General features: G+C 67.5%; 21 protein-coding genes. 20 read left to right on the plus strand and 1 reads right to left on the minus strand.

Translation table 11 applies throughout. The annotated features are described in order from the left end of the window. Together ACE3Q6_RS15575 and ACE3Q6_RS15580 are read left to right on the plus strand one after the other, a co-directional pair. The coding region (locus ACE3Q6_RS15575) for a hypothetical protein (RefSeq protein WP_374434263.1) at nt 1-196 on the plus strand (196 nt) is incomplete at its 5' end. A 31-nt stretch (nt 197-227) separates the two neighbouring features. Next, nucleotides 228-1,115, plus strand: a complete 888-nt coding sequence (locus ACE3Q6_RS15580; protein WP_374434265.1) for a flagellar motor protein MotB — start codon at nt 228-230, stop codon at nt 1,113-1,115. A gap of 12 nt (nt 1,116-1,127) precedes the next feature. Here ACE3Q6_RS15580 and ACE3Q6_RS15585 read toward each other — a convergent pair whose 3' ends face one another. Then, nucleotides 1,128-2,330 (minus strand): glutathionylspermidine synthase, encoded by a 1,203-nt coding sequence (locus ACE3Q6_RS15585; protein ID WP_374434267.1) that lies wholly within the window; start codon nt 2,328-2,330, stop codon nt 1,128-1,130. A 283-nt stretch (nt 2,331-2,613) separates the two neighbouring features. Here ACE3Q6_RS15585 and ACE3Q6_RS15590 point away from each other — a divergent pair, with 283 nt between their 5' ends. The 18 genes from ACE3Q6_RS15590 to ACE3Q6_RS15675 all read left to right on the plus strand — a co-directional run. Continuing rightward, nucleotides 2,614-2,928, plus strand: a complete 315-nt coding sequence (locus tag ACE3Q6_RS15590) for a hypothetical protein (protein ID WP_374434269.1) — start codon at nt 2,614-2,616, stop codon at nt 2,926-2,928. Beyond that, nucleotides 2,925-3,296 carry a response regulator gene (locus ACE3Q6_RS15595; RefSeq protein WP_374434270.1) on the plus strand — a complete coding sequence of 124 codons (372 nt, stop codon included), beginning with the start codon at nt 2,925-2,927 and terminating at the stop codon, nt 3,294-3,296. The genes ACE3Q6_RS15590 and ACE3Q6_RS15595 overlap by 4 nt, the downstream gene beginning before the upstream one ends. Next, nucleotides 3,297-5,441, plus strand: a complete 2,145-nt coding sequence (locus tag ACE3Q6_RS15600) for a chemotaxis protein CheA (protein ID WP_374434272.1) — start codon at nt 3,297-3,299, stop codon at nt 5,439-5,441. Then, complete coding sequence (locus tag ACE3Q6_RS15605) at nt 5,438-5,917, plus strand: chemotaxis protein CheW (RefSeq protein WP_374434275.1); 480 nt, start codon at nt 5,438-5,440, stop codon at nt 5,915-5,917. The genes ACE3Q6_RS15600 and ACE3Q6_RS15605 overlap by 4 nt, the downstream gene beginning before the upstream one ends. Nucleotides 5,918-5,949: 32 nt before the next feature. Beyond that, on the plus strand, nt 5,950-6,804 hold the full coding sequence (locus ACE3Q6_RS15610) for a protein-glutamate O-methyltransferase CheR (protein WP_374434277.1): 855 nt from the start codon (nt 5,950-5,952) through the stop codon (nt 6,802-6,804). Further along, nucleotides 6,801-7,190, plus strand: coding sequence for a response regulator (locus ACE3Q6_RS15615; RefSeq protein ID WP_374434279.1), 390 nt, complete (start codon nt 6,801-6,803; stop codon nt 7,188-7,190). The genes ACE3Q6_RS15610 and ACE3Q6_RS15615 overlap by 4 nt, the downstream gene beginning before the upstream one ends. After that, nucleotides 7,187-7,537, plus strand: coding sequence for a hypothetical protein (locus ACE3Q6_RS15620; protein WP_374434281.1), 351 nt, complete (start codon nt 7,187-7,189; stop codon nt 7,535-7,537). The genes ACE3Q6_RS15615 and ACE3Q6_RS15620 overlap by 4 nt, the downstream gene beginning before the upstream one ends. Before the next feature lie 68 nt (nt 7,538-7,605). Continuing rightward, nucleotides 7,606-9,942, plus strand: a complete 2,337-nt coding sequence (locus ACE3Q6_RS15625) for a methyl-accepting chemotaxis protein (protein ID WP_374434283.1) — start codon at nt 7,606-7,608, stop codon at nt 9,940-9,942. Nucleotides 9,943-10,023: 81 nt separating this feature from the next. Continuing rightward, complete coding sequence (locus ACE3Q6_RS15630) at nt 10,024-11,037, plus strand: chemotaxis protein CheB (RefSeq protein WP_374434285.1); 1,014 nt, start codon at nt 10,024-10,026, stop codon at nt 11,035-11,037. Further along, the gene (locus ACE3Q6_RS15635; protein ID WP_374434287.1) at nt 11,034-11,552 is read left to right on the plus strand and encodes a chemotaxis protein CheD; all 519 of its coding nucleotides are present in this window, start codon (nt 11,034-11,036) and stop codon (nt 11,550-11,552) included. Before ACE3Q6_RS15630 ends, ACE3Q6_RS15635 begins: the two co-directional genes overlap by 4 nt. 169 nt (nt 11,553-11,721) lie before the next feature. Continuing rightward, complete coding sequence (locus ACE3Q6_RS15640; RefSeq protein WP_374434289.1) at nt 11,722-13,326, plus strand: ABC transporter substrate-binding protein; 1,605 nt, start codon at nt 11,722-11,724, stop codon at nt 13,324-13,326. Between the two features lie 65 nt (nt 13,327-13,391). Beyond that, nucleotides 13,392-14,354: an ABC transporter ATP-binding protein gene (locus ACE3Q6_RS15645; protein WP_374434292.1), complete on the plus strand. Its 963-nt coding sequence runs from the start codon at nt 13,392-13,394 to the stop codon at nt 14,352-14,354. Further along, on the plus strand, nt 14,351-15,280 hold the full coding sequence (locus ACE3Q6_RS15650; RefSeq protein ID WP_374434294.1) for an ABC transporter ATP-binding protein: 930 nt from the start codon (nt 14,351-14,353) through the stop codon (nt 15,278-15,280). Before ACE3Q6_RS15645 ends, ACE3Q6_RS15650 begins: the two co-directional genes overlap by 4 nt. Nucleotides 15,281-15,290: 10 nt before the next feature. After that, a complete protein-coding gene (locus ACE3Q6_RS15655; RefSeq protein WP_374434296.1) occupies nt 15,291-16,220 on the plus strand; it encodes an ABC transporter permease in 930 nt (309 codons plus the stop codon). After that, the gene (locus tag ACE3Q6_RS15660; RefSeq protein WP_374434298.1) at nt 16,217-17,074 is read left to right on the plus strand and encodes an ABC transporter permease; all 858 of its coding nucleotides are present in this window, start codon (nt 16,217-16,219) and stop codon (nt 17,072-17,074) included. Before ACE3Q6_RS15655 ends, ACE3Q6_RS15660 begins: the two co-directional genes overlap by 4 nt. A gap of 1 nt (nt 17,075) precedes the next feature. After that, nucleotides 17,076-18,269 carry an aminotransferase class V-fold PLP-dependent enzyme gene (locus ACE3Q6_RS15665; protein ID WP_374434300.1) on the plus strand — a complete coding sequence of 398 codons (1,194 nt, stop codon included), beginning with the start codon at nt 17,076-17,078 and terminating at the stop codon, nt 18,267-18,269. A gap of 42 nt (nt 18,270-18,311) precedes the next feature. Continuing rightward, on the plus strand, nt 18,312-19,037 hold the full coding sequence (locus ACE3Q6_RS15670; RefSeq protein ID WP_374434302.1) for a FadR/GntR family transcriptional regulator: 726 nt from the start codon (nt 18,312-18,314) through the stop codon (nt 19,035-19,037). 447 nt (nt 19,038-19,484) lie between these two features. Continuing rightward, nucleotides 19,485-22,497, plus strand: a 3,013-nt coding sequence (locus tag ACE3Q6_RS15675; RefSeq protein ID WP_374434304.1) for a hypothetical protein, incomplete at its 3' end; no start/stop codon positions are given.

Here is a 22,497-nt window from a genome sequence, read left to right on the forward strand (position 1 = left end):
CGTCAAGCGCGCCAAGGTCGGGCTCCTGATCCTGCGGCAAATCCTTCATCGGCGCTTCCCTCGGCAGAGGATCGACTCGCGATGCATCATGGCACCGGCGGCGCCTTGTGCAATCTTTTTCGCAAACCCGGATACAACGCCGCACAGCCTGGATCAAGAACAAGCATTTTCTTTTTCGCAAATCTCTCTATGCTGAGGAAAAGGGCGCAGGCCGAGGGGACAGCACCATGCCGCCGCAGTCGAACAACCGGCCGATCATCAAGAAGGTGAAGAAGGTGTCCGGCGGCCACCATGGCGGCAACTGGAAGGTCGCCTATGCCGATTTCATGACCGCGATGATGGCCTTCTTCCTGCTGCTGTGGATCCTTTCGGTCTCGGATGCCGAGAAGCTTTCGGGAATCGCCGACTACTTCACGCCCGCCGCAGTCCCGATGGTCGACATCTCGGGGTTCGACCCCGCCGCGGCGCCGATCCGCGATGCGTTGGAAACCCAGCCGCCCGTGCCGGATCTCGCCCAGCAAGAACTCCCACCGGCCGATCCGCCGCCGAATGCCACGGGCAAGGCGGCCAACCCCTGGACCGCGTTCGAGGAGGGCGAGGCCGAGTCCCTGTCCGACAGCCCGCCGCACGACGGGGCGGCCGACCCCTTGGGCGCTGCCCAGGCGGCGATCGAGGAGACGATGGCCACGGGCAACCCCCTGGAAAGCCTGGCCGGGAACCTGATGGTCGCCCGGACCCCCGACGGTCTGCTGGTCGAGATCGTGGATCTCGGGGACCGTCCCATGTTCCGGTCGGGCAGTGCCGAGGTGACCGAGGTGCTTGCGCGGGTCCTGAAGGAATTCTCGACCGTGATCGCCGGGACCCCGATGGCCGTCAGCATCACCGGCCACACCGACGCAAGCCCCTACCGGGGGCGCGCCGGCTACGGCAACTGGGAGCTTTCCGCCGACCGCGCCAATGCCGCCCGCCGCCTGCTGGAAGAATCCGGGGTTCCGGCCGACCGCTTCCGGTCCGTCGGCGGCATGGCTGATGTGGCACCGTTGATCGTCGAGGATCCGGTAGACCCAAGGAACCGCCGGATCACCATTGAACTGCAGCCGATCGCGAAACCCTGATGCGTGGAGCGCTTACGCCAGCGACGTCGACCACAGGACCTGCTGACCCAGCCGCGTGATCCGCTGCAACCGGCGGCCGATCTCGTCCTGAAAGCCGTCCAGCTGACTGCCGATCTCGTCCAGGGAAACGCCCGTATGGCGCAGCGTCGCGCCCTCGATGCGACACAGCATCCGGATCGAGTTCAGGGCCGTCACATGTTTTCGCATCTCGACCAGATGCCCGGCCACGGCCGCCACCTCTTGCGTGGCGCGGTCCTGGCACTCCAGCGCCTTGGCCGCGTACTGCTGCGCCGCGTCATTCAGCCGGGACTGCTCGGCCGCCGCGTCCACGCCTTCCAGCATCCCGTCGCGCGCAAAGGCCTGCGACATCTCCTGCAAGAGATTGGCGGCGTTCAGAAGGAACAGGTTCTCGGCCACCGACCGCGCGATGCCACCGAATCCGGCCTTTTCGTCCAGCGCCAGGTTGTTCAGCCACGAGACCATGTCATTGGCCAGAAGCGCATAATTGTCCGAAATCGCGCTGACCGGCCGGCCCAGCTCGCCCAGCTGCGACGCGGCGATGCGCAGGTTGAGGGCGATCCGCAACGCGTCCGTGAACATCGCCTGCATTCCGGTCAGCTCGGCTTCGACGCCATCCGCCGCCTCGGCGCCCAGAAGCCGTTCCGCGCTGGCCCCGCCGCGCCCGCCGACCTGGGCCGTCCGCCGGTCGACCTCGCTTGCCAGGGCACGGGCCTGGAACGAGTCATAGCTGGGGAACCCCAGGCGGGCGACGCTGGCCACCAGCGCGGCGGCACTGTCCGGCGGCGTCCGCCCGGCGGCTTCCTCCTGGCACAGCTCACGATACAACGCCTTCATCTTCTCCAGCCGGTCCGAGGTGGGCTTGATCCGCACCGACAGGTAGCCGTCGGCCACGGGCACCACGACCGCGAAGACCCAGTAGTGCCGCCCGTCGGAAGAGCTGTTGCAGATGTAGGCCCCGGTCGGGCGGCCCGATTTGATCCGCTCCCACAGAAGATGGAAGACGCCTTTCGGCGTGTCGGCGTGCCGGACGATGCGGTGGGGGGCGTTGATCAGACGGTCCCAGTCATAGCCCGAGACCCGCTGGAACACCGAGTTTCCGGCCTGGATCACGCCACGGCCGTCCGTTCGCGAGAAGAAGATCTCTTCGATCCCGAAGGGGACCTCCCCCTCTCTGACCTGTGTGGCTGTGCGCATTCGGGAATCCTGTGTTTTTCGCAAACCGTTATAGGTGCGTCTTGTGAAATCTGTCGATATTCTAACTTTTTCGCAAGCCCAAATGGTTGCTGGTGCGCAACAAGGCGACCCGTCTACAAGCTTGGCAAATTCGATCTTTCTTGTTTCCAGACATGTATTTGGACGGTTTCCGGGGCCCGATGGGACGCCTCTGCTCTCCAAGGATAGCCGCAGGGCGCGCGGTGCTTGCTTGCCAACGAATTTGCAATGTATATATCTTTTCGCATCACGTATGAGGTACCACATGACATGGTCCACTGAGTCTTCCTCCCCGACGGCAGCGGATGCGCTCTGGGCCCTTCCTGCCCAGTGCGATGACGGTGCGCTTCTGCAGCTTCAGACGTTCCTGTCGGCGCATCGGGATCGGGCGATCTGCCTCGATGCCTCGGATCTGCGCCGGCTTGACACGATCATCCTGCAGATCGGCGTCGCGGCCTGCCGGGACTGGTCGGCGCGCGGCCTGCCGTTCCGCATGGTCAACCTGCCGGACCGACTTCTGTCCGCTCTGCCCCAGCTTGGGCTGGAGCCTGAGGCACTTGGGATCGAGGCGCAGCAATGACCATCACTGTCCTTGCCATCGACGATTCGCGCACCATGCGCAGCATGGTTCATCGGGCGCTGGATGCCGCGGGCTTCACCTGCGAGGTCGCCGAGGACGGGATCGAAGGGGTGCGCCGCTTCGACGAGCTTCGCCCCGACGTGGTCATCACCGACATCAACATGCCCCGCATGGACGGCTTCGGCGTGATTGAATCGATCCGCAAGGATCCCGCCAACCGTTCCGTCCCCATTCTTGTCCTGACGACCGAGACCGCGCCCGAGTTCAAGGCCCGGGCCCGCACGGCAGGCGCAACGGGCTGGATCGTCAAGCCCTTCGACGACCAATCCTTCGTCCAGGTCGTGCGCCGCGTCACGGGGGGCGAGTGAATGGCCGGCCAGGACAGTTTCCGCGACCTGTTCTTCGAAGAGGCCGAGGACCTGCTGGGAACCGTGTCGGATGAGGTTGCTCGTCTGAAAGCTGGCGAACGCGACAACGAGATCGTCCATTCCATCTTTCGCGCGGTCCACTCGATCAAGGGCAGCGCCGGGGCCTTCTCGCTGGACCGGCTGGTGGGGTTCGCCCACCGGTTCGAAACCGTCCTCGACGCCGTGCGCAGCGACCAGCTGCCCCTGACGGCCGAACTGCTTCACATCGTCGAGCGGTCGGTCGATCACCTTTCTGTCCTTGTCGAAGCGTCGCGCAACGACCTGCCGGTCGATCCCGCGCTGACCGAAGCGGCGCTGGCGGCCCTGGACACCTGTCTCGAGCCGGGACCGGCCAAGGCGCCCGCGCCGGCGGACCCTGCGCCGCCTGCCGCCGAGACGCCCGAGGCCGAACCCCCGTTCGCCTTCGCCGCGCTGGCGCTGGACCTGGACGCGTTTTCCGACCCTCAGCCGCTGCAGACCTTCACGATCCGCTTCCGGCCCCATGCCGCGCTCTACGACAACGGGCATGAGCCCGCGCTCCTGATCGGCACCCTTGCCCAGCTGGGGACCCTGCAAACCAGGCTCGATCTCTCGGCCCTGCCGGACTGGTCGTCGCCCGACATCCTGGAACCCGCTTTCGACTGGCTGTTCCGGCTGGAAACCACGGCCGGGAGGGGTGCCGTCGAGGCGGTTTTCGAATTCGTCGACGGTCTGTGCGACCTGGCGATCGTCGATGCCCGGGACGGGGACCTCCCCCCCGCCGCAGCACCCGCACCGACCAGCGCCGAGACGCCCCTGCCCCCGGCCTCCTCCGAGGCGCTTGCAGACGGGCCCGTGGTGACCCCGGTCGCGGCGGTGGGGCAACCTGCTGCCGCAACGGCGGATGGCGGGCCACCCCGGCCGACGCTCCGCGTCGACCTCGACCGGATCGAGCGGCTGTTCAATGCCGTGGGCGAACTGATCATCAACCAGTCGATGATCGCCCAACGGGTCGACGACCTGCAGCTGCACCAGGACGCCGACATGATGGCCCATGTCGAAAGCTACCGGCTGCTTGCGCGAGACATCCAGGAAGCCGTGATGGCGATCCGCGCGCAGCCGGTGAAGCCCTTGTTCCAGCGCATGTCGCGGATCGTCCGCGAGGCCGCCGAGGGCACGGGGAAACAGGCGCAGCTCGTCATGCTGGGCGAGGCGACCGAGATCGACAAGACCGTCGTCGAACGTCTGGCCGATCCGCTGACGCACATGGTCCGCAACTCGGTCGACCACGGGCTGGAAGCGCCGGACCGCCGGCGGGCCGTGGGGAAGGACCCGGTCGGCACCATCTGGCTTTCGGCCGCGCACCGGTCCGGCAGCGTCGTGATCACCATCCGCGACGACGGGGCCGGCCTCGACCGGGAAAAGGTCCTGCGGGTCGCGGTGGCCAAGGGCCTGGTTCCCGCCGGCGCCGAGCTGAGCGAGTCCGAGATCGACAACCTGATCTTCCTGCCCGGCTTCTCGACCGCCTCGTCCACCTCGCTTCTGTCGGGGCGCGGCGTCGGGCTGGACGTGGTGCGCAACGCCGTCCAGGCCCTTGGCGGCCGCGTCGGCATCTCCTCGCGCCCCGGCAAGGGCACCGAGTTCACCATCAGCCTGCCCCTCACGCTGGCCGTGCTGGACGGAATGCTGATCTCGGTCGGCCGGACCAGCGTGATCGTTCCAATCGCGGCCGTGCTGGAAACCATCCGTCCCCTGCCCGGGGATGTGCAGCAGATCGGGTCGGACGAACGGCTCCTGTCGATCCGCGGCCGCTTCGTGCCGATCATCGACCTGGCCGAGACGCTGGGCTTCCCCCGGTCCGAACCCGACGGCTCGCCCATGCTGCTGCTGCTGGTCGAAACCGAAGCGCGCGGCACCTGCGCCCTTCTGGTCGACCACGTCCATGACCAGCGCCAGGTCGTCATCAAGGGCCTGGAAGGCAACTACGGGCAGGTCGCCGGCGTCTCGGCCGCGACGGTCCTCGGCGACGGGCAGATCGCGCTGATCCTCGACCCCGACGGGATCGTTGCCCAGGCCCAGGTCGCCATTCCCCCAACGGGCGGCCCCCGCGTCGCAGCACTGACATGATGGAGATCCAGAACATGCAGGATCCGGCAAGCCCCACGGGCGAAATCGAACTCGTCGTCTTCAGCTCGGGCGGGCAGAGCTTCGCGCTCGACATCCGCCACGTGCGCGAGATCCGCGGCCAAAGCGCGGTCACCCCGCTGCCCCATGTCCCGGAAGAGGTCCTGGGCGTGATGAACCTGCGCGGCGCGGTCATTCCGGTCTTCGATCTGTCCTGCTGCTTCGGCCTGGGGCCGACGGCCCCGGATATGCGGAACGTCATCATGATCGCGATGAACGAGACCCGCACCATCGGCCTTCTGGTGCAATCGGTGTCCGAGATCGTCTCGATCCCCGTCAGCACCATCCAGGACGCCCCGACCATGACCGGCGGCGCCGGGCAAAGCCACATCGCGGGCCTCGTGCAGCTGGACGCGGGCATGAGCCGCGTGATCGACCTCCCGGCCCTGATCCAGCGCCGCATCCCGGTGCCGGCATGATCCAGTTGCCGCACCAGGACACGTCGGCCATCATGACCGACGCCGATTTCCGCCGCATCGCGCGCAGCGTGCAGGCCGAATTCGGGATCTTCCTGCCCGACATCAAGCGGGACCTGGTCTATTCCAGGCTCTTGCGCCGGTTGCGGACGCTGGGGCTGGCGGACTTTGCCGCCTATTGCGACCTGGTGGAAAGCGGCGCGGGCCTGGCCGAGCGGACCGAGATGCTGTCGGCCCTGACCACCAACGTCACGCACTTCTTCCGCGAGATGCACCACTTCGACCAGCTTCGCACCCAGATCCTGCCCCCCCTCCTGCAGGCGGCCCGCAACGGCGGGCGGGTGCGGTTGTGGTCGGCCGGATGCTCGTCGGGGCAGGAACCCTATTCCATCGCCCTGACGCTTCTGGACCTGCTGCCCGACGCATCGCGCTACGACATCCGCATCCTGGCCACCGACGTCGATCCGCAGGTGATCGCCCGCGCCCGCGCCGGTCACTACGCGGCCGCAGAGCGCGAGAGCATCCCGGAACCGATGCGAAGCCAGTTCACCGAAACCGGGGCCGACGGGCTGCGGATCGGCGAGGCCGCGCGCGCCCTGATCACCTTTGCGCCGCTGAACCTGATGGGCGACTGGCCGATGCGGGGCGCCTTCGACGTGATCATGTGCCGCAACGTGGCGATCTACTTCGACGCGCCGACGCAGGTGCGGCTGTGGGACCGCTTCACCAGCATCATGCAGCCCGGCGCCCACCTTCTGATCGGCCATTCCGAGCGCATCGCCGGCCCGGCCGAAGCCCTTCTCGAAAACATCGGCACGACCGCCTACCGGCTTCGGGGACATCCGGCCGAAGCGCCGGTGCGAAGCGCGGCCGAAAGGTCCCTGGCATGAGCGTTCGGGAAAATCTGCGGGTCATGGTGGTCGACGACATGGGCGTCAGCCGCGCGCTCGTGACCAATGCGCTGGACGAGATGGGGATCGTCCATTGTGCCGCCGAGGCTGACCCCAAGGCCGCCCTCGCGAAGCTGACCGCCTCGCCCGTGCACCTTGTCCTGTGCGACATGAACATGCCGGGGATGAACGGGCTGCAGCTTCTGGAAGCGCTGCGCCGCCAGCCATCCACCGCGAACATCGGCTTCATCGTGATCACCGGGACCCCCTCGCCCGAGATCATCCAGCAAGGGCAGAAGCTGCGGCTGAACAACCTTGTCGCAAAACCCTTCACCACGGCCGCCCTGCGCACGGCCATCGAACAAGTGATCGGAAAACGCCTATGAACGCTCCTCGCCACCCGATCCTTGCGGCAGACCTCATGGACCGCATCGCCCACGAGATCGAGCTTTGCCGCGTGCTGGTCACAAGCGTCGAAAATGCCGTCGAGCGTCTGCCCGACCCGACCTCGCTTCCCGACCTGCAGGACATCGACCTTCTGCACCAGACGCTGGGGGACCTGGCTTACCTCCTTCGGGCGATGGGGGAATCCGACGTGCTGGCGCCGGTGGTCTTCGGCGACGTCGACCCCCTTCTCGCCCCGGTCCGCCTTGGCGCCCTGCGAACCCGCCTGCGCAATCCCCACAACGCCCCCTACCACGCCCGGAGAGACCAGCCTGTCGAACTCTTCTGACGCCCTTCCGTCCCAGCCGACAGCCCGCGCGGCCGTCGCCTGCCCCCTTCAACTTCAAAGGTGACGCCATGCTGTCGATGAACAACGTACCGATGAAATACAAGCTTCCCGCGATCATCGTGGGCATGTGCCTGACCGTTGGCGCCGCCCTGCAGGCCAGCAACTCGATCAGCTTCCGGCAAAGCGCGATCGAGAGCGCGATCAGACTGTTCGAAACCATCGGCGAAGGCCACGAAGCGGACCTTCTGGGCTGGAAACAGGAACACGCGGCGGTCCTGCGCGGGCTTGCCAGCACTCCGGCGACGGCCCAGGCCCTTAAGGAACTGGCGGACGCGATCCACGCCGCCCCGGGTGGCGAAGCCGCGCTGCGCCGGGCCTATGTCGACGAAAATCCGATGCCCGCGGGCGAGCACAAGGCCTACGACCGCGCCCCCGGACCGGAAACCTATCATGCGGTCCATGCCTGGGTGAACCCCTGGTTCCGCGAGGTCGCCAGGCTGGACGACTTCTACGACATGTTCCTGATCGATCTTCACGGCGACCTGAACTACACCCTGGCCAAGGAGGCGGACTTCCTGGGCAACGTCAAGACGGGTACGCTGGCCGGATCGGCCCTGTCCAAGGTCGTCGAACTGGCGCTGGCCGGAAAGCCGGGCGAGACGTTCCTCAGCGACATGGAGCCCTATGCGCCCTCGAACGGCACGCTTGCGATTTTCATGGCAACCCCCATCACCAATGCCCAGGGCGCTGTCCAGGGGGTCCTTGCGGTCCAGTTGAACGGCGACAAGCTTGCCGAAATTCTGAACGCGGACGTGAAACCGGGCCAGAGCCTGGAGGCTTTCGTGGTCGGCCCTGACGGCAGGTCCCGCACCGCCTCGCATGTCGAGGAGGGTTTCGCACAATATACCCAGCTTCCGACCGACCTGCCCCAGATCCGTGCCGCGATGGCCGGAGAGGACGTGCTGATCGAGGACGCCGTCGACGTCCATGGCGATGCCATCCTGGCCCGGGTCATTCCCCTGAAGGAAATCGGCAACGGCTGGTCGCTGGTGGTGAACGAGAACTGGAGCGACGTGCTTGCCGAACCCAACGCAACCCTGCGGAACATGCTTCTTTTCACCGGGTTCCTGGCGCTTGTCGCGCTTGTGACGGGCACCCTCCTGGCCCGCAGCATCACCCGGCCAATGCAGCGCCAGACCGCCACCCTGCACGAGATGGCCAATGGCAAGCTGGACCTCGAGGTTCAGGATACCGGCCGTGGCGACGACCTGGGCGACATCGCGCGGTCGGTCGCAACCCTGCTCGAGAAGCTGCGCGAGGCCGACCTCGCCTCGCAGGAACGCGCGCGGATGGAAGAAGACCTGCGCCTCGTGGTCGAACGGATGCGCGCCGCGATGCAGCGCCTGGCCGAGGGGGACCTGTCGTCGCCGATCGACCAGGCCTTCAGCCCCGAATACGAAGTGCTTCGCGTGAACTACAACCAGACGCTGGCCAAGCTGAATGCCACGATCTCGCAGGTGGTGGGCGTCGCCGAAAGCATCCGCGCCCGCTCGACCGAGATCAACCACGCCTCGGTTGACCTGTCGCGCCGTACCGAGAACCAGGCCGCCGCACTGGAGGAGACCGCCGCCGCTCTGGATGCGCTGACGGCCAGCGTAAAGGCCAATGCCGACGGCGCCTCCGAGGTGGAAGCCACGGTCCGCACCGCCCGCGCCGAAGCCGAGGAAAGCGGCACTGTCGTCAAGGCCGCCGTGTCCAAGATGACCGAAATCCAGCGGTCCTCCGAGCAGATCTCGAACATCAGCGGCGCGATCGAGGATATCGCCTTCCAGACCAACCTGCTCGCCCTGAACGCGGGCGTCGAGGCGGCTCGGGCCGGGGATGCGGGCAAGGGCTTCGCCGTCGTCGCGTCGGAAGTGCGCGCCCTGGCCCAGCGGTCCTCCGAGGCCGCGAAAGAGATCAAGGCGCTGATCACCACCAGCGGCCAGCACGTCCGCACCGGGGTGGACCAGGTGAACCGCGCCGGCACCGTCATCGAAGCCATCGTGGGCCGCGTCGCCCATATCTCGGATCTGGTGTCGAACATCGCCAGCGGTGCGGCCGAACAGTCGTCGGGCCTGGGCGAGATCAACATCGGCGTCACGCAGCTGGACCGGGTGACGCAGCAGAATGCGGCGATGGTCGAAGAGTCCTCGGCCGCAAGCCAGGGCCTGCAGCAGGACGCCACAACGCTGGCCGGACTGGTCAGCCACTTCCGCATCGAGGCCGGGCAGGGCGCCTTGCTGCTTACCCCGGCCCTGGCGTCGAAGCCGATGTCCGAGAATGTCGCGAACACCACAACCGCCCCCGTCAGCCGCGCGCGCGCCTCGGGCGATGCCGCACAGGGTGTGTGGCAGGACTTCTGACAGGCATCTTCGCCCATGAACCCGGGGGTGGCGGTCCGCCGCCGCCCCCACTGTGCATCCTGATGACCCCAAGGGACCCTGTTGGCCCGCACTCGCATCATCCTCGCCGCGCGAAGCCCGATTTCCCGGGCCCTGATCGGCCGGCTTCTGACGCGGTTGCCCTGGGTCGAGGTGGTCGGCGAAGCGGCCAACCTGCCTGAAATGGCGGGCATGGTGCAATCCCTGCGCCCGGACCTTGCCGTCCTGGGCCCAAGCCTGGTCGCGTCGCGCGACTTCGCCGAGATGCAGCCCGCGCTGCTTGCAGCCTCTTGCCGCTGGGTCGAAATCTCGGGCCGCCCGTCCCCGCCCCAGGGCAGCGGCCCCCTGCGCGACGCCCGCCTGCTTCCGGTGCTGACCCACGGCCTCGGGGCGGAAGACGCGGGTGCGGCCCTGAAAGAGGTGCTCGCCGCCCCGCTGCTTCCCGCCGAAGTCTCTTCGACGCTGCTGCTGGAACCCCCGCGCCCGGCGCAACCGGCGGCCGACCGCATTCTCCTTCTTGGCGCCTCGACCGGCGGGGTCGATGCGCTTCTGGAAATCCTGTCGGCCTTTCCGGCCGATTGTCCGCCCACGGCCATCGTCCAGCACACCACCCGGGGCCGGACCGACAGCCTGATCCAGCTGCTCGGCAAGGCCTGCGCGGCACAGGTCGTCGCCCCGCGCAACGGGATGGAACTGCAACGCGGGATGGTCTGCATCGCCGCCGGTGGCGACCAGCACCTGCGCATCCATGCCGGGGGACCGGTGCGATGCCTGCTGCAGAAAGGTCCGCCGGTCTCGGGACATCTCCCGTCGGTGGACGAGCTCTTCCAGTCCGCCACGGCCTGGGCCGACCGCGTGGTCGCCGTGATCCTGACCGGCATGGGCCGGGACGGGGCAAGGGGCCTTGCCGCGCTGCGTCAGGGCGGGGCCATGACGATCGGCCAGGACGAAGCCACCTCGCTGGTCTACGGAATGCCCCGGGCCGCCTGGGAACTGGGCACTGTCGAACAGCGCCTCCCTCTCTTTCAGATTGCCGAGGCAGCCCTGCGCGCCGCCGGGCAGGAGTCCCTCCGATGACCATCATCAACGACCGCTTCATCACCCTGACGCAGGGTGAATTCTACGCCTCGCGCGACCCGGTCGTGCTGTCGACCGTGCTGGGGTCCTGCGTTGCCGTCTGCCTGTTCGACCCGTCGACAGGCACCGGCGGGATGAACCACTTCCTGCTCCCCGACGGTGGCACCTCGCACGATGCGCGGTCCGAGCGCTACGGCGTCCACGCGATGGAGCAGCTCATCAACGCGATCCTGCGGCTTGGCGCGCGCCGGGCAAGCCTGGTGGCCAAAGCTTTCGGCGGGGCGAACATGTCCGCCCGCCTCGCCCCGATCGGCGATGCCAATGCCTGCTTCACGCGCGAGTTCCTTGCCACCGAGGGCATCCCCTGCCTGGCCGAAAGCTTCGGCGGGACCAACGCGCGCCGCGTCATGTTCTGGCCGCAAACCGGCAAGGCGCAGCAGATGATCGTCCCCGGCACCCTGGACGAACCGCCGCCGCCGCTGGAACGCAGCCGGCCGAACGTCACGCTGTTCTGATAGACGCCTCCGCTCACGCGGGCGCCCTTCAAGGGGATTGCACGACGTTCCCGAATTTGTCAGACATCTTACATTGGTCCAAAAGCGAAGAACGCGGACGACCAGTGGCCACCCCGGGCCGGTTCAGGGTGGCGCGTGCCAACAAGACCTTAGGACGGTGGAGGTACCGATGAGACTGCTAAGACGACTTGCGGGTATTGCCGCAGCGGCGACGCTGCTGGCCACCACGCCCCTTGCGGCCGAGATCACGATCAACAGCGCGGGCGACAGCACCAGCGGCTCTTACATGGATTACATGAAGACCGTCTACGCCCGGGCCGGAAACCCCGAGATCGTCCAGCTGCCGCTGACCAGTTTCGACAACAACTACGACCTGCATCCGATGGCGGCGGAAAGCTGGACGCAGTCCGAGGACGGGCTGACCTGGACTTTCAAGCTCCGCCCCGGCCTGACCTGGAGCGACGGCGAACCGCTGAAGGCCAGCGACTACATCTTCGCCCTGCAGCGCGCCGCCACCACCGGCTATGACTTCGCCTGGTACTGGGGCTACGCCGGCGGCATCGCCAACTGGGACGCGGTCACCAAGGGCGAGGCGGACGTCTCGACCCTGGGCATCGCCGCCCCCGACGAGATGACGCTGACCGTCACCACCTCGGCCCCGAAGCCCTACCTCCCCAGCGTCGTCTCGCTGTGGTACCCGGTGCCGAAGCACGTCTGGGACAAGCACGGCGACGAATATGCCGCCAATGTCGAGACGATGGTCTCTTCCGGCCCCTTCCTTCTGGAAAGCTGGGAGAAATCCAACAACAAGATGACCTTCGTGAAGAACCCGAAGTACACGGGCCCCTGGCAGCCCCAGGCGGACCGTCTGGTCATCGACCCCTCGCTCGGCGCGCCCGAGGTGGGACTTCCGGCCTTCATGGCGGGCGAATCCGACTTCTCGTACCTGAACGCCGGACAGATCCCCTTCGTCGAACAGCGCTTCCCCGGCCAGATCGCCAAGAACGCGGTCTTTGCGACCTCGTACCTGTCCTTCGACCTGGAAAGCCCGCCCTTCGACAACATCAACGTCCGCAAGGCGCTGATGTATGCGATCAACCGTGACGAGATGACTGCGACGGTCCTCAAGGACCTGGCCATCCCGGGCAAGTCGCTGCTGCCGCCGGGCTATCCTGGGTACAACGACACGATCACCGCCCAGGCCGTCTACGACCCCGACAAGGCCCGGCAGTTCCTGGCCGATGCGGGCTACCCCAACGGCGAGGGCTTCCCGGAAGTCGAGATCTGGTACCGTGACCAGGGCGGCTACAACGGGGCGATCACCGCGCCGATGCTTCAGTACCTGCAGGCCCAGTTCAAGGACCAGCTCGGGATCACCATGAACATCAAGGTCATGCCGACCCAGGAATGGATGGCCGGCCTGATGGAGCGGAAGAACAACCTCTTCCTCGCGCCCTATGAATACGACTACCTCGATCCGTCGAACTTCTTCGGCATCTTCTACAACGGCGGCCGTCACCACCACATGGTCAAGGAATACGACGACCTCGTGGCCCAGGCCGACAGCAACCCGGTGTGGGAAGAGCGCCTGAAGCTCTACATCGCGGCCGAACAGGTGCTGATCGACAACGCCTCGTTCGTGCCGCTGGTGCACCCGATCACCAATGCCGTGGTCAGCACCGACCTGAAGGGCGACGGGACCCTGCCGAACAAGCTGGGCTTCTCGCCGCTGCGTCAGCTGGCGCTCTACTTCTACACCCATGTGACGAAGTAACCGCGCCCGCGACACCGCCTCTTCCGGCCAGCCCGGAAGAGGCTCCGACCCAGCCTGACCGGACCATGCCGCTCGTCGACATCCAGAACCTGCACGTCAGCTTCCCGCAGCACGAAGGCCTGGTGCAGGCCGTGCGCGGCCTCTCGCTGGCCATCGAGCCGGGCGAAAGCGTGGGCATCGTCGGCGAAAGCGGATCGGGCAAGTCCGTCACCTGCATGGCGGCGCTTCGGCTGCTGCGCCAGCCCCCCAGCCGCATCACCGCCGACCGCCTGATGCTGGACGGCGTCGACATGTTGAACGCGTCGCGCCGCGACCTCGCGCGGGTCCGCGGCAAGGTGGCCGCGATGGTCTTCCAGGACCCGATGTCGGCCTTCGACCCGGTCTTCACCATCGGCCACCAGATCGTCGAGACCATCCGCGCCCATACCGACGCCGGCCTGGCCGCGGCCAAGGACCAGGCCGTCGCCCTTCTGGACCGCGTGCGGATCAAGACCCCGGTCGCGATCCTGAACAGCTATCCCCACCAGCTCTCCGGCGGCATGCTGCAGCGCGCCATGATCGCGATGGCTCTGTCCTGCCGCCCGAAGATCCTGTTCGCCGACGAACCCACCACCGCGCTTGACGTGACGATCCAGGCGCAGATCCTCGAGCTGATCAAGGAGCTCCAGGCCGAGCTTGGCATGGGCCTCGTGATGGTCACCCACGACCTTGGCGTCGTGGCCGAAACCGTGGACCGCGTGGTCGTCATGTACGGCGGCCGCGTGATGGAGGAAGGCCCCGTGCAAGCCATCTTCGACGACGCCCGCCATCCCTATACCCGCGCGCTGTTGAACTCGATCCCCGGGCGCACCCCCGGCAAGCAGCGCCTGATCGAGATCCCGGGCATGTCCCCCAACCCGGTCAACCCGCCGCCGGGCTGCCCCTTCCACCCGCGCTGCGCGGTGGCCCTGCCCGACTGCTCGGCCAAGGTGCCCGCGATGCGGCCCATTGCGCCCGACCGGGTCGCCGCCTGCTGGGGGCTGACATGACCACCCCCGCGCTGGAATTGCGCAACCTTTGCAAGACCTACCAGCTGCCGCGCAAGGGCGGCTGGTTCGGCGGCCACATCGACCACCCCGCCGTGCGCGATGTCAGCCTGACCCTGCCGCCGAACGCGATCCTGGGCCTGGTGGGAGAATCCGGCTCGGGCAAGACGACGACCGGCCTGATGGCCATGCGCCTGATCGAGCCGACCTCGGGCCGGATCCTGATCGACGGCAGCGACATCACCGGCCTTGACCCCGCCGCCCTGAAACCCTTCCGCCGCAAGATGCAGATCGTGTTCCAGGACAACTATTCGGCGCTGAACCCGATGATGACGCTTCAGCGCATCATCGCCGAGCCGCTGCACATCCACGGCATCGGCACCGCCGAGGAACAGGCCGAACAGGCGCTGGCCCTTCTGGACCGCGTGGGTCTGCACCGCGACTTCGGCCGGCGCTATCCGCACGAGCTGTCAGGCGGCCAGCGCCAGCGCGTCGCCATCGCCCGCGCGCTGATCCTGCGGCCCAAGGTGCTGGTGGCGGACGAGCCGACCTCGGCCCTCGACGTGTCGGTCAAGGCGCAGATCATCAACCTCCTGCTGGACCTGCAACGCGACATGGGCCTGTCGATCCTCTTCATCAGCCACGACCTGTCCGTGGTGCGCTCGCTGACCGACCGCGTCGCCGTGATGTTCAACGGCCGGATCGTCGAGACGGCCGCCACCGAAAGCATCTTCGGCGATGCCCGGCATCCCTACACGCAGGGTCTGCTCTCGGCCATTCCGGTGCTGAACCCGCGCGACCGCCGCCCGCGCCGCTTCCTCAGCCCGGCCGAGATCCAGGCGGCAACGCCCCGCCTGCCGGGCGCGGGCAGCACTCCGGGACTGGTCGAGGTCGCGCCGGGCCACCTGGTCGAAGCCATCGCAGGGTAAGGGGGAAGGAATGCTGCGCTACATCGTCGGACGGCTGCTTTCCATCCTCCTGACCTTCTTCCTGGTTTCGGTCATCGTCTTCCTCATGATGCATTCCGTTCCCGGCGGGCCCTTCGACGGCAACGACATGCCGGTCTCGGACGCGGTGAAGGCCCAGCTCAACGCCAGCCTCGGCCTGGACAAGCCGCTTTACGAACAATACCTGCGCTACATGCGGGGCGTCCTGCACTTCGACTTCGGCGTGCCCTTCCAAAGCCCCGGCGAAACCGTCACCGAACTTCTTGCCCGCGCCTGGCCGCCCAGCCTGATCCTCGGCGGGTCGGGCGTGCTGATCGGGGCGCCCCTCGGCATCCTCCTCGGCATGGCCGCCGCGCTGCGCCGCAACACCTGGTTCGACTACCTCGTCTCGGCCTTCTCGACCCTGGGCCTGACGATCCCGGTCTTCGTCATCTCGATGATGCTGATCATGGTCTTCTCGGTCTGGCTGAACTGGCTGCCGGCGGGCGGCTGGGAAAAGCCCTACAGCTGGATCCTGCCCATCACCGCCTATGCCGCCGTGCCGATGGCGACCTATGCCCGCTACACCCGGTCCGCGATGCTGGACGTGATGAACAAGCCCTTCGTCACCGTCCTGCGCGCCAAGGGCCTGTCCGAGCGCCGGATCATCTTCCAGCATGTGTTGCGCAACGCCGCCCTGCCGCTGGTCACCGTCTTCCTGCCCATGTTCATCGGCACCGCCACCGGGTCGATCTTCGTCGAGGCGATGTTCCGCGTCCCCGGCCTTGGCGCCTATTTCGTCTCGTCCATCGAGCTGCGCGACTACCCCCTGGAGATGTCGCTGATCCTGATGATCACCATGATGTTCTGCGTGGCCTACCTGATCTCGGACATCGTCTATGCGCTTTTGAACCCGCGCATCCGGTTCGGAGGCAAGTCGTGACCGAACACCGCAGCCCGCTTTATTTTGCCCTGCGCCGCTTTGCCGACAACAAGGCCGCCGTCGTGTCGGGTCTGATCCTCGGCGTCATCGTCCTGATGGCCCTCTTCGCGCCGCTCATCACGCCCACGGGCTATGCCGACCAGGCCTATCTGACCAGTGCCCTCGCCTTCCCCTCGGCCGAGCACTGGATGGGCGTCGACGACCTCGGCCGCGACTTCTTCACCCGGATCGTCCATGGCGCGCGGGTGTCACTGTCCATCGGCTTTGCCGCCGCGCTGTTCTCGGTCCTCGTCGGCATCCCCCTCGGGGCCATCGCGGGCTATTACGGCGGTTGGGCCGACTGGCTGGTGATGCGCCTGATCGAGCTGTTCTCGGTCGTCCCGCCGCTACTGGCCGCGATGCTTCTGGGCGCGCTGACCAACGGCGGCTTCGTAACCATCGTCGTGATTGCCGCGCTCTTCGGCTGGGTCCAGGTCTGCCTCCTGGTCCGCGCTCAGGTGAAGGCCTTCCGCGAAAAGGAATTCGTCCGAGCGGCCCAGGCCCTGGGGGCCAGCCCCGGCTACATCATCCGCCGCCACCTGATCCCGAACTCGATCTCGCCAATCATCGTGGGCTTCGTGCTGGCCATTCCGCTGGCGATGATGCTCGAGGCCTCGCTCAGCTTCCTCGGCATCGGCGTCCCGCCACCCGTCCCCAGCTGGGGCCAGATGATCAACGTCGGAATGGACTTCATGTACTTCTACTGGCACCTCGCCGTCTTCCCCACCGCGGCCCTTGCCATCACCGTGCTGGCCACGACGCTTCTGGGCGACGGGCTGCGCGATGCGCTGGACCCCACGCTGAAAGGCCGCTGACATGGGCGAGAACCTGGCCCCCCTGTTCCTCCTCGACCCGCAGGTCACCTTCCTGAACCACGGCTCCTTCGGGGCCTGCCCCCGCCCCGTGTTCGAGGAGTACCAGCGCTGGCAATTGCAGCTTGAACGCCAGCCGGTGGCCTTCCTCGACCCCAACCGCGGCCTTTCCGGCTGGATGCGGGAGGCGCGCGAGGCGCTGGCCAGCGTCGTAGGCGCCGACCCCGACGACATCGTCGGCCAGACCAACGCCACCGCCGCCCTGAACATCGTCGCCCAGTCGCTGGACCTGAAGCCCGGGGACGAGATCCTGACCACCGACCACGAATATGCCGCGCTGGAAAAGACCTGGGCCTATGTCTGCCGCCGCAGCGGCGCGCGGGTGAGGATGGTCTCCATCCCCCTCCCCCTCACGCGCGAGGACCAGTTCACCGACGCCATCCTGGGCGGCATAACCGACCGGACCCGCGTCCTGTTTCTCAGCCACATCACCTCGGCCACCGCGCTGGTCTTCCCGATCGAGCGCGTCGTGGCCGAGGCGCGGGCGCGCGGGATCTACTCGGTCATCGACGGCGCGCATACGCCGGGCCACATCCCGCTGAACCTGGACCGGCTGGGGGCCGATTTCTACGCCGGCAACTGCCACAAATGGATGATGTCGCCCAAGGGTGCGGGCTTCCTGCATGTCCGGCGTGACCTGCAGCCGATGATCCATCCGCTTGTCATCAGCCACGGCTGGACCGAGGACGGCAACCACCCCGGTGCGCGCGGGCCCTTCGGCAACAGCTCGTTCATCGACATGCTCGAGATGCAGGGCACCCGCGACCCCTCGGCCTGGCTGTCCCTGCCCGCCGCCCTGGCCTTTGCCCGCCAGCACGACTGGGACACGGTGGCCCGCGACTGTCGGGCGCTGGCCCAGGCGACGGCCGCCCGCGTCGCTGCGCTGACCGGCCTCCCGGCCTTTTCCTCACCCGAGTTCTGCGCCCCGCAGATGGTGTCGATGCCCGTCCCGTCCTGCGACCCGCAGGTGCTGCAACGCAGCCTCATGGACCGCTTCGGCATCGAGATCCCCTGTTTCAACTGGCAGGCGCACACCATTGTCCGGGTGTCGGCGCAGGGCTATAACACTTCCACGCAGATGGACCTGCTGGTGGCTGCCCTGGCCGAGCTTCTGCCAGAGCTTGCCGATAACGACTGACCCAGAGCGGCACCTGCCTGTCCGCCCCTTCGGAGTGACCTCATGGAGCGCGGCCCACTGCACCTGCTGGAGCCGATCGAAACGCCCTCGCGCGGGGCGGCCGTGCTGGAAGCGATGGCCGAGATGATCGAAAAGGCGGGCCTTCAGGTCGGCGACCGCCTCCCGCCCGAGGTGGCCATCGCCGCGGCCCTTGGCGTCGGCCGCTCCACCATCCGCGAGGCGCTGAACCGCTGGGAGGGCATGGGCCTGATCCGCCGTCGGCAGGGCGATGGCACCTATCTCACCGCCCGGGTCCACGCCGCGCATGGCCCGCTGCCGACGATGGTCGAGCTTGAGGGCGAGGCGATCCTCCGCCTTCTGGAAGTGCGCCGCGTCATCGAAAGCGGCACCGTGCGGCGGGCGGCCATCAACGCCTCCGCCGCCCAGCGGGCCGAGATCGACGCGCTCTGCACCAAGCTCCTCGCCATCGTCGACGCGGGCGAGCCCTACCGCGCCGCCGACGCCGCCTTCCACGCCGCCATCTGCGATTCCACCGGCAATCCGATGTTCGGCCAGATCCTGCAGCGCATGGACGAAGCCTTCGAGCGCTCGGTGGAATCTCCCTTCTCGGTCCCCGGCTTCGGTCTCGCCTCCTTCCCGCCGCACCGCGAGCTGGCCGATGCCATCGTCGCCGGCGACCCCGACGCCGCAGAAGCCGCCCTGCACTGCATCATCGACCGCGTCGAGGCCGAAATCCGCGAGATCATCGAGGGCAAGCGCGTCGGCTGACGGAAGACCCGCCGTCGCGCTTCGGTACTGCCCGTTTGCAGGGCACGACCGGAGTCGTGATCGGGTCCTGTTGCGGGGAAGCCACTTTTGCCGAACGAAGACTTTCTGCTCCGTTGCACCACATGGTTGAAAATGGGTTAATATCGAAAGTGCGTCCGCAATCGAAAGAGAATGTGCGGAACTTCGGGGGTAAATGTAGCGAGTAACGGGGCGTTCGTTCGATGCGGTAATGGTTTGCCCGAGTAAGGGGCTCCACGGAAAGGCAGTCCGGGCCAAGGCCGGAACGCCTGCTCACATCAACACCCACTCAATCGCTGCAGTGATCCACCGGACCGGGCCGAAACGCCCGGTGTCGGAATTTTCGCGCGCCCGCAGGGTCGCGAAGGTCAGTGGTGTCGGTACCGGCCAGTCAAAAAGGCCGGACGGTGGGACGGTAGGAGTACAACCATGGGCGCGCAGCGTTTCCTGGGGCTGGTTCGAGTAGCACTGACCGCGCTGACGGTCCTGGGATCGGGACAGGTCGCGCTGGGGCAAAGCGCTCTGGAACAGGTCGCGGGGGGCGGGCCGGCCAACGCCGCATCGGGTCAGACCCTGACCACGGTCACGACCTCGCTGCAGAACAACACGAACAACCCCACCGGGACCACCTTCGCGTCCCCCGGCTTCACCCCGACCGTCACCTACACCCTCTCGGCCCAGCAATACACCGCACCATCCACCGTCGTGTCCTCGGGCGTGGCAACGGTCTTCGGCGGGCCGAACAACGGCACCGCTTCGATCTTCTACGGGCCGCTCAGCGGCGTCGGCGCGCCGTCGAACGGCAACTTCACCTCGACCGCCGCCGTCCCGACGGGGACCGGCATCGAAACCACGCTGAACTACGGCGCGCGGATGTACATCGCGCTTCAGGGCCTGCAGCAGAACGGCGCGCCGCTCAGCGGTCGGCTCCGCATGGCCGACCTGACGCTGACCTACTCGGCCCCCGTGACCAACCCGGTGATCCACCTGTCGGGCCTCGGCGGCAGCATCTCCTCGGGCACGTCGGTCAAGGGCTTCTCGGCCGAGTTCGAGTTCCTGAACCTTGCCGCGAACAACATCACCTCGGTATCGCGCCTGTCGGGCAACGCGGCCTTCGTGCAAAGCGGGAACAACTTCAACAACGCCAACGCCAACCCCAACGCGTCCTGCACCGCGAACGAAGCCGCCTGCGGCTCGGTGCTGGTCACGGGCACCGGCATCACCCAGATCCAGTTGCGCGTCTACCTGCGCTCGACCACCGAAGCGCCGGGATCGGGCCTTGCGTGGAACACCGCCGGCACAACCAGCGGTGACGCCTTCTACGTCTCCACCTCGTTCGAGCTGTCGGACATGCAGCCCGCCTTCTCGAACCTGCCGGCCAGCATCGCCCCGGGCGCGACCTACACCGGGCTTACGCTGACGTGCACCAACAACGGCCCGAACTTCGCCCGGGGCGGAGTCTTCTGCACGCCTGCGGCCAACGTGGGCACGGTGTCCAACGTGGTCTGCACCCCGGCGCTGCCCGCAGACATCACCAACGTCGCGCCCGACAACCGGGCGATCTGCACCTTCGACTACACGCTGCCCCCGACCAGCACGGCCACCTCCGTCACGCTGACCGGCCAGACCGGTGCCGGAAACGACCGCAACGGCGGCAGCGTCGGCACCGCCGGGAACAACCAGACGCAGCAGACGCTGTCCGTGGTGCCCTCGGGCGACCTTGCCATCACCAAGACCAACGGCCTGGCCTCGGTCCCGGCCGGAGGCACGACGACCTATACCGTCCGGGTCACCAACAACGGCCCCTCGACCATCACCGGTGCGATCCTCTCCGATCCCGCGTCGACCGGCCTGACGAAGACCGCGGTGGCCTGTTCGGCCACGCCGGGCCAGTGCACCACCGCGCCGAGCGTGACCCAGCTTCAGGGCGGCAGCTTCGCGCTGCCCGCGCTGGCCTCGGGCCAGTTCTACGAGATCACCATTACGGCGAACGTGACAGCGACCACGGGCTCCGTGACCAACCTCGCGACGGTCGCCGCCCCGGCCGGGTCGACCGACCCGACGCCCGGCAACAACTCGGCCAGCGACACCGACAGCGTGACCCCGACGGCAGACCTTTCGGTGACGAAGACCGACGGCCTGACACGGGTGGGCTCGACCGGAAGCATCACCTACCGCGTGCGGGTGACGAACGCGGGCCCCTCCGCCGTGACCGGGGCGATCCTGTCCGATCCCGTGGCCCCGGGCCTTTCCAAGACGGCCGTCGCCTGCTCGGGCACGCCCGGGCAATGCGCCACGGCGCCGACGGTGGCCCAGCTGGAAAGCGGCAGCTTCGCGCTGCCCGCCCTCGCGTCCGGAGCCTTCTACGAAATCACCGTGACCGCGACTGTCACGGCAACCTCGGGCAGCGTCGCGAACACGGCGACCGTCGCCGCGCCCGGCGGCACGACCGACCCGGCGCCGGGCAACAACACGGCGACCGACACGAACGCCGTCTACCTCATCGACGCAGTGGACGACGACCGGACCGGAACGCCGGTGAACGGCGCCTCGGGCGGGTCGCTGACCTCGGTCCTTGGCAACGACACGCTTGACAGCCTGGCCGTGCTCGCAAGCCAGATCACCCTGACGCCCGGAACCGCGCCCACCCCGGCGGCCGGATCGATCACGATGAACCCCGATGGCACCATTACCGTCGCGGCGGGAACCACGGCGGGGGTCTACACCTACGCCTACACGATCTGCGAGATCCTCTACCCCACGAACTGCGACACCGCGACGGCAACGCTGGTCGTGGATGCGGCCCCGATCGACGCCGTGGACGACAGCGGCGCGGTCGCGAACGGAGCCTCGGGCGGGACGGCCGTCGCCAACGTGCTGGTCAACGACACGCTGAACGGAGCCCCAGCCACGCTGGCCACCACCACTCTGGCGCAACTTGCGACCACGAACCCCAACGTGACGCTGGACCCCGCGACGGGCGCGGTCTCGGTCGCTCCGGGGACCCCGGCGGGGATCTACGAAGTCACCTACGAGCTTTGCGAGATCCTGAACCCCACCAACTGCGACGTCGCCACCGTCTCGGTCGCGGTCGGCGCAGCGCCCATCGACGCGGTCTCCGACAGCGGCACCGTGGCCAACGGGCTGAACGGCGGGACCGCGGTTGCCAACGTCCTGACCAACGACACGCTGAACGGGGTCCCGGCGACCCTGGCGACAGTCGTGGTCAGCCAGACCGCCACCACCAACCCCAATGTGACGCTCGACCCCGCCAGCGGAGCGGTCAACGTCGCCCCCGGCACGCCCGCCGGGACCTACACGGTCACCTACCAGATCTGCGAACAGCTGAACCCGATCAACTGCGACACGGCCACCGTCTCCGTGACCGTCGGCGCGGCCCCCATCGACGCGGTCGCCGACAGCGGCACCGTCGCCAACGGCC

Source organism: Tabrizicola sp. (genome assembly GCF_041913445.1).
Taxonomy (GTDB): domain Bacteria; phylum Pseudomonadota; class Alphaproteobacteria; order Rhodobacterales; family Rhodobacteraceae; genus Tabrizicola.

Coding starts and splice junctions, on each gene's coding strand:
- ACE3Q6_RS15670 (WP_374434302.1), top strand. CDS start 18,312: ATGGAGCGCGGCCCACTGCACCTGCTGGAGCCGATCGAAACGCCCTCG.
- ACE3Q6_RS15590 (WP_374434269.1), top strand. CDS start 2,614: ATGACATGGTCCACTGAGTCTTCCTCCCCGACGGCAGCGGATGCGCTC.
- ACE3Q6_RS15640 (WP_374434289.1), top strand. CDS start 11,722: ATGAGACTGCTAAGACGACTTGCGGGTATTGCCGCAGCGGCGACGCTG.
- ACE3Q6_RS15655 (WP_374434296.1), top strand. CDS start 15,291: ATGCTGCGCTACATCGTCGGACGGCTGCTTTCCATCCTCCTGACCTTC.
- ACE3Q6_RS15650 (WP_374434294.1), top strand. CDS start 14,351: ATGACCACCCCCGCGCTGGAATTGCGCAACCTTTGCAAGACCTACCAG.
- ACE3Q6_RS15615 (WP_374434279.1), top strand. CDS start 6,801: ATGAGCGTTCGGGAAAATCTGCGGGTCATGGTGGTCGACGACATGGGC.
- ACE3Q6_RS15585 (WP_374434267.1), bottom strand. CDS start 2,330: ATGCGCACAGCCACACAGGTCAGAGAGGGGGAGGTCCCCTTCGGGATC.
- ACE3Q6_RS15635 (WP_374434287.1), top strand. CDS start 11,034: ATGACCATCATCAACGACCGCTTCATCACCCTGACGCAGGGTGAATTC.
- ACE3Q6_RS15620 (WP_374434281.1), top strand. CDS start 7,187: ATGAACGCTCCTCGCCACCCGATCCTTGCGGCAGACCTCATGGACCGC.
- ACE3Q6_RS15610 (WP_374434277.1), top strand. CDS start 5,950: ATGACCGACGCCGATTTCCGCCGCATCGCGCGCAGCGTGCAGGCCGAA.
- ACE3Q6_RS15580 (WP_374434265.1), top strand. CDS start 228: ATGCCGCCGCAGTCGAACAACCGGCCGATCATCAAGAAGGTGAAGAAG.
- ACE3Q6_RS15595 (WP_374434270.1), top strand. CDS start 2,925: ATGACCATCACTGTCCTTGCCATCGACGATTCGCGCACCATGCGCAGC.
- ACE3Q6_RS15645 (WP_374434292.1), top strand. CDS start 13,392: ATGCCGCTCGTCGACATCCAGAACCTGCACGTCAGCTTCCCGCAGCAC.
- ACE3Q6_RS15600 (WP_374434272.1), top strand. CDS start 3,297: ATGGCCGGCCAGGACAGTTTCCGCGACCTGTTCTTCGAAGAGGCCGAG.
- ACE3Q6_RS15665 (WP_374434300.1), top strand. CDS start 17,076: ATGGGCGAGAACCTGGCCCCCCTGTTCCTCCTCGACCCGCAGGTCACC.
- ACE3Q6_RS15605 (WP_374434275.1), top strand. CDS start 5,438: ATGATGGAGATCCAGAACATGCAGGATCCGGCAAGCCCCACGGGCGAA.
- ACE3Q6_RS15625 (WP_374434283.1), top strand. CDS start 7,606: ATGCTGTCGATGAACAACGTACCGATGAAATACAAGCTTCCCGCGATC.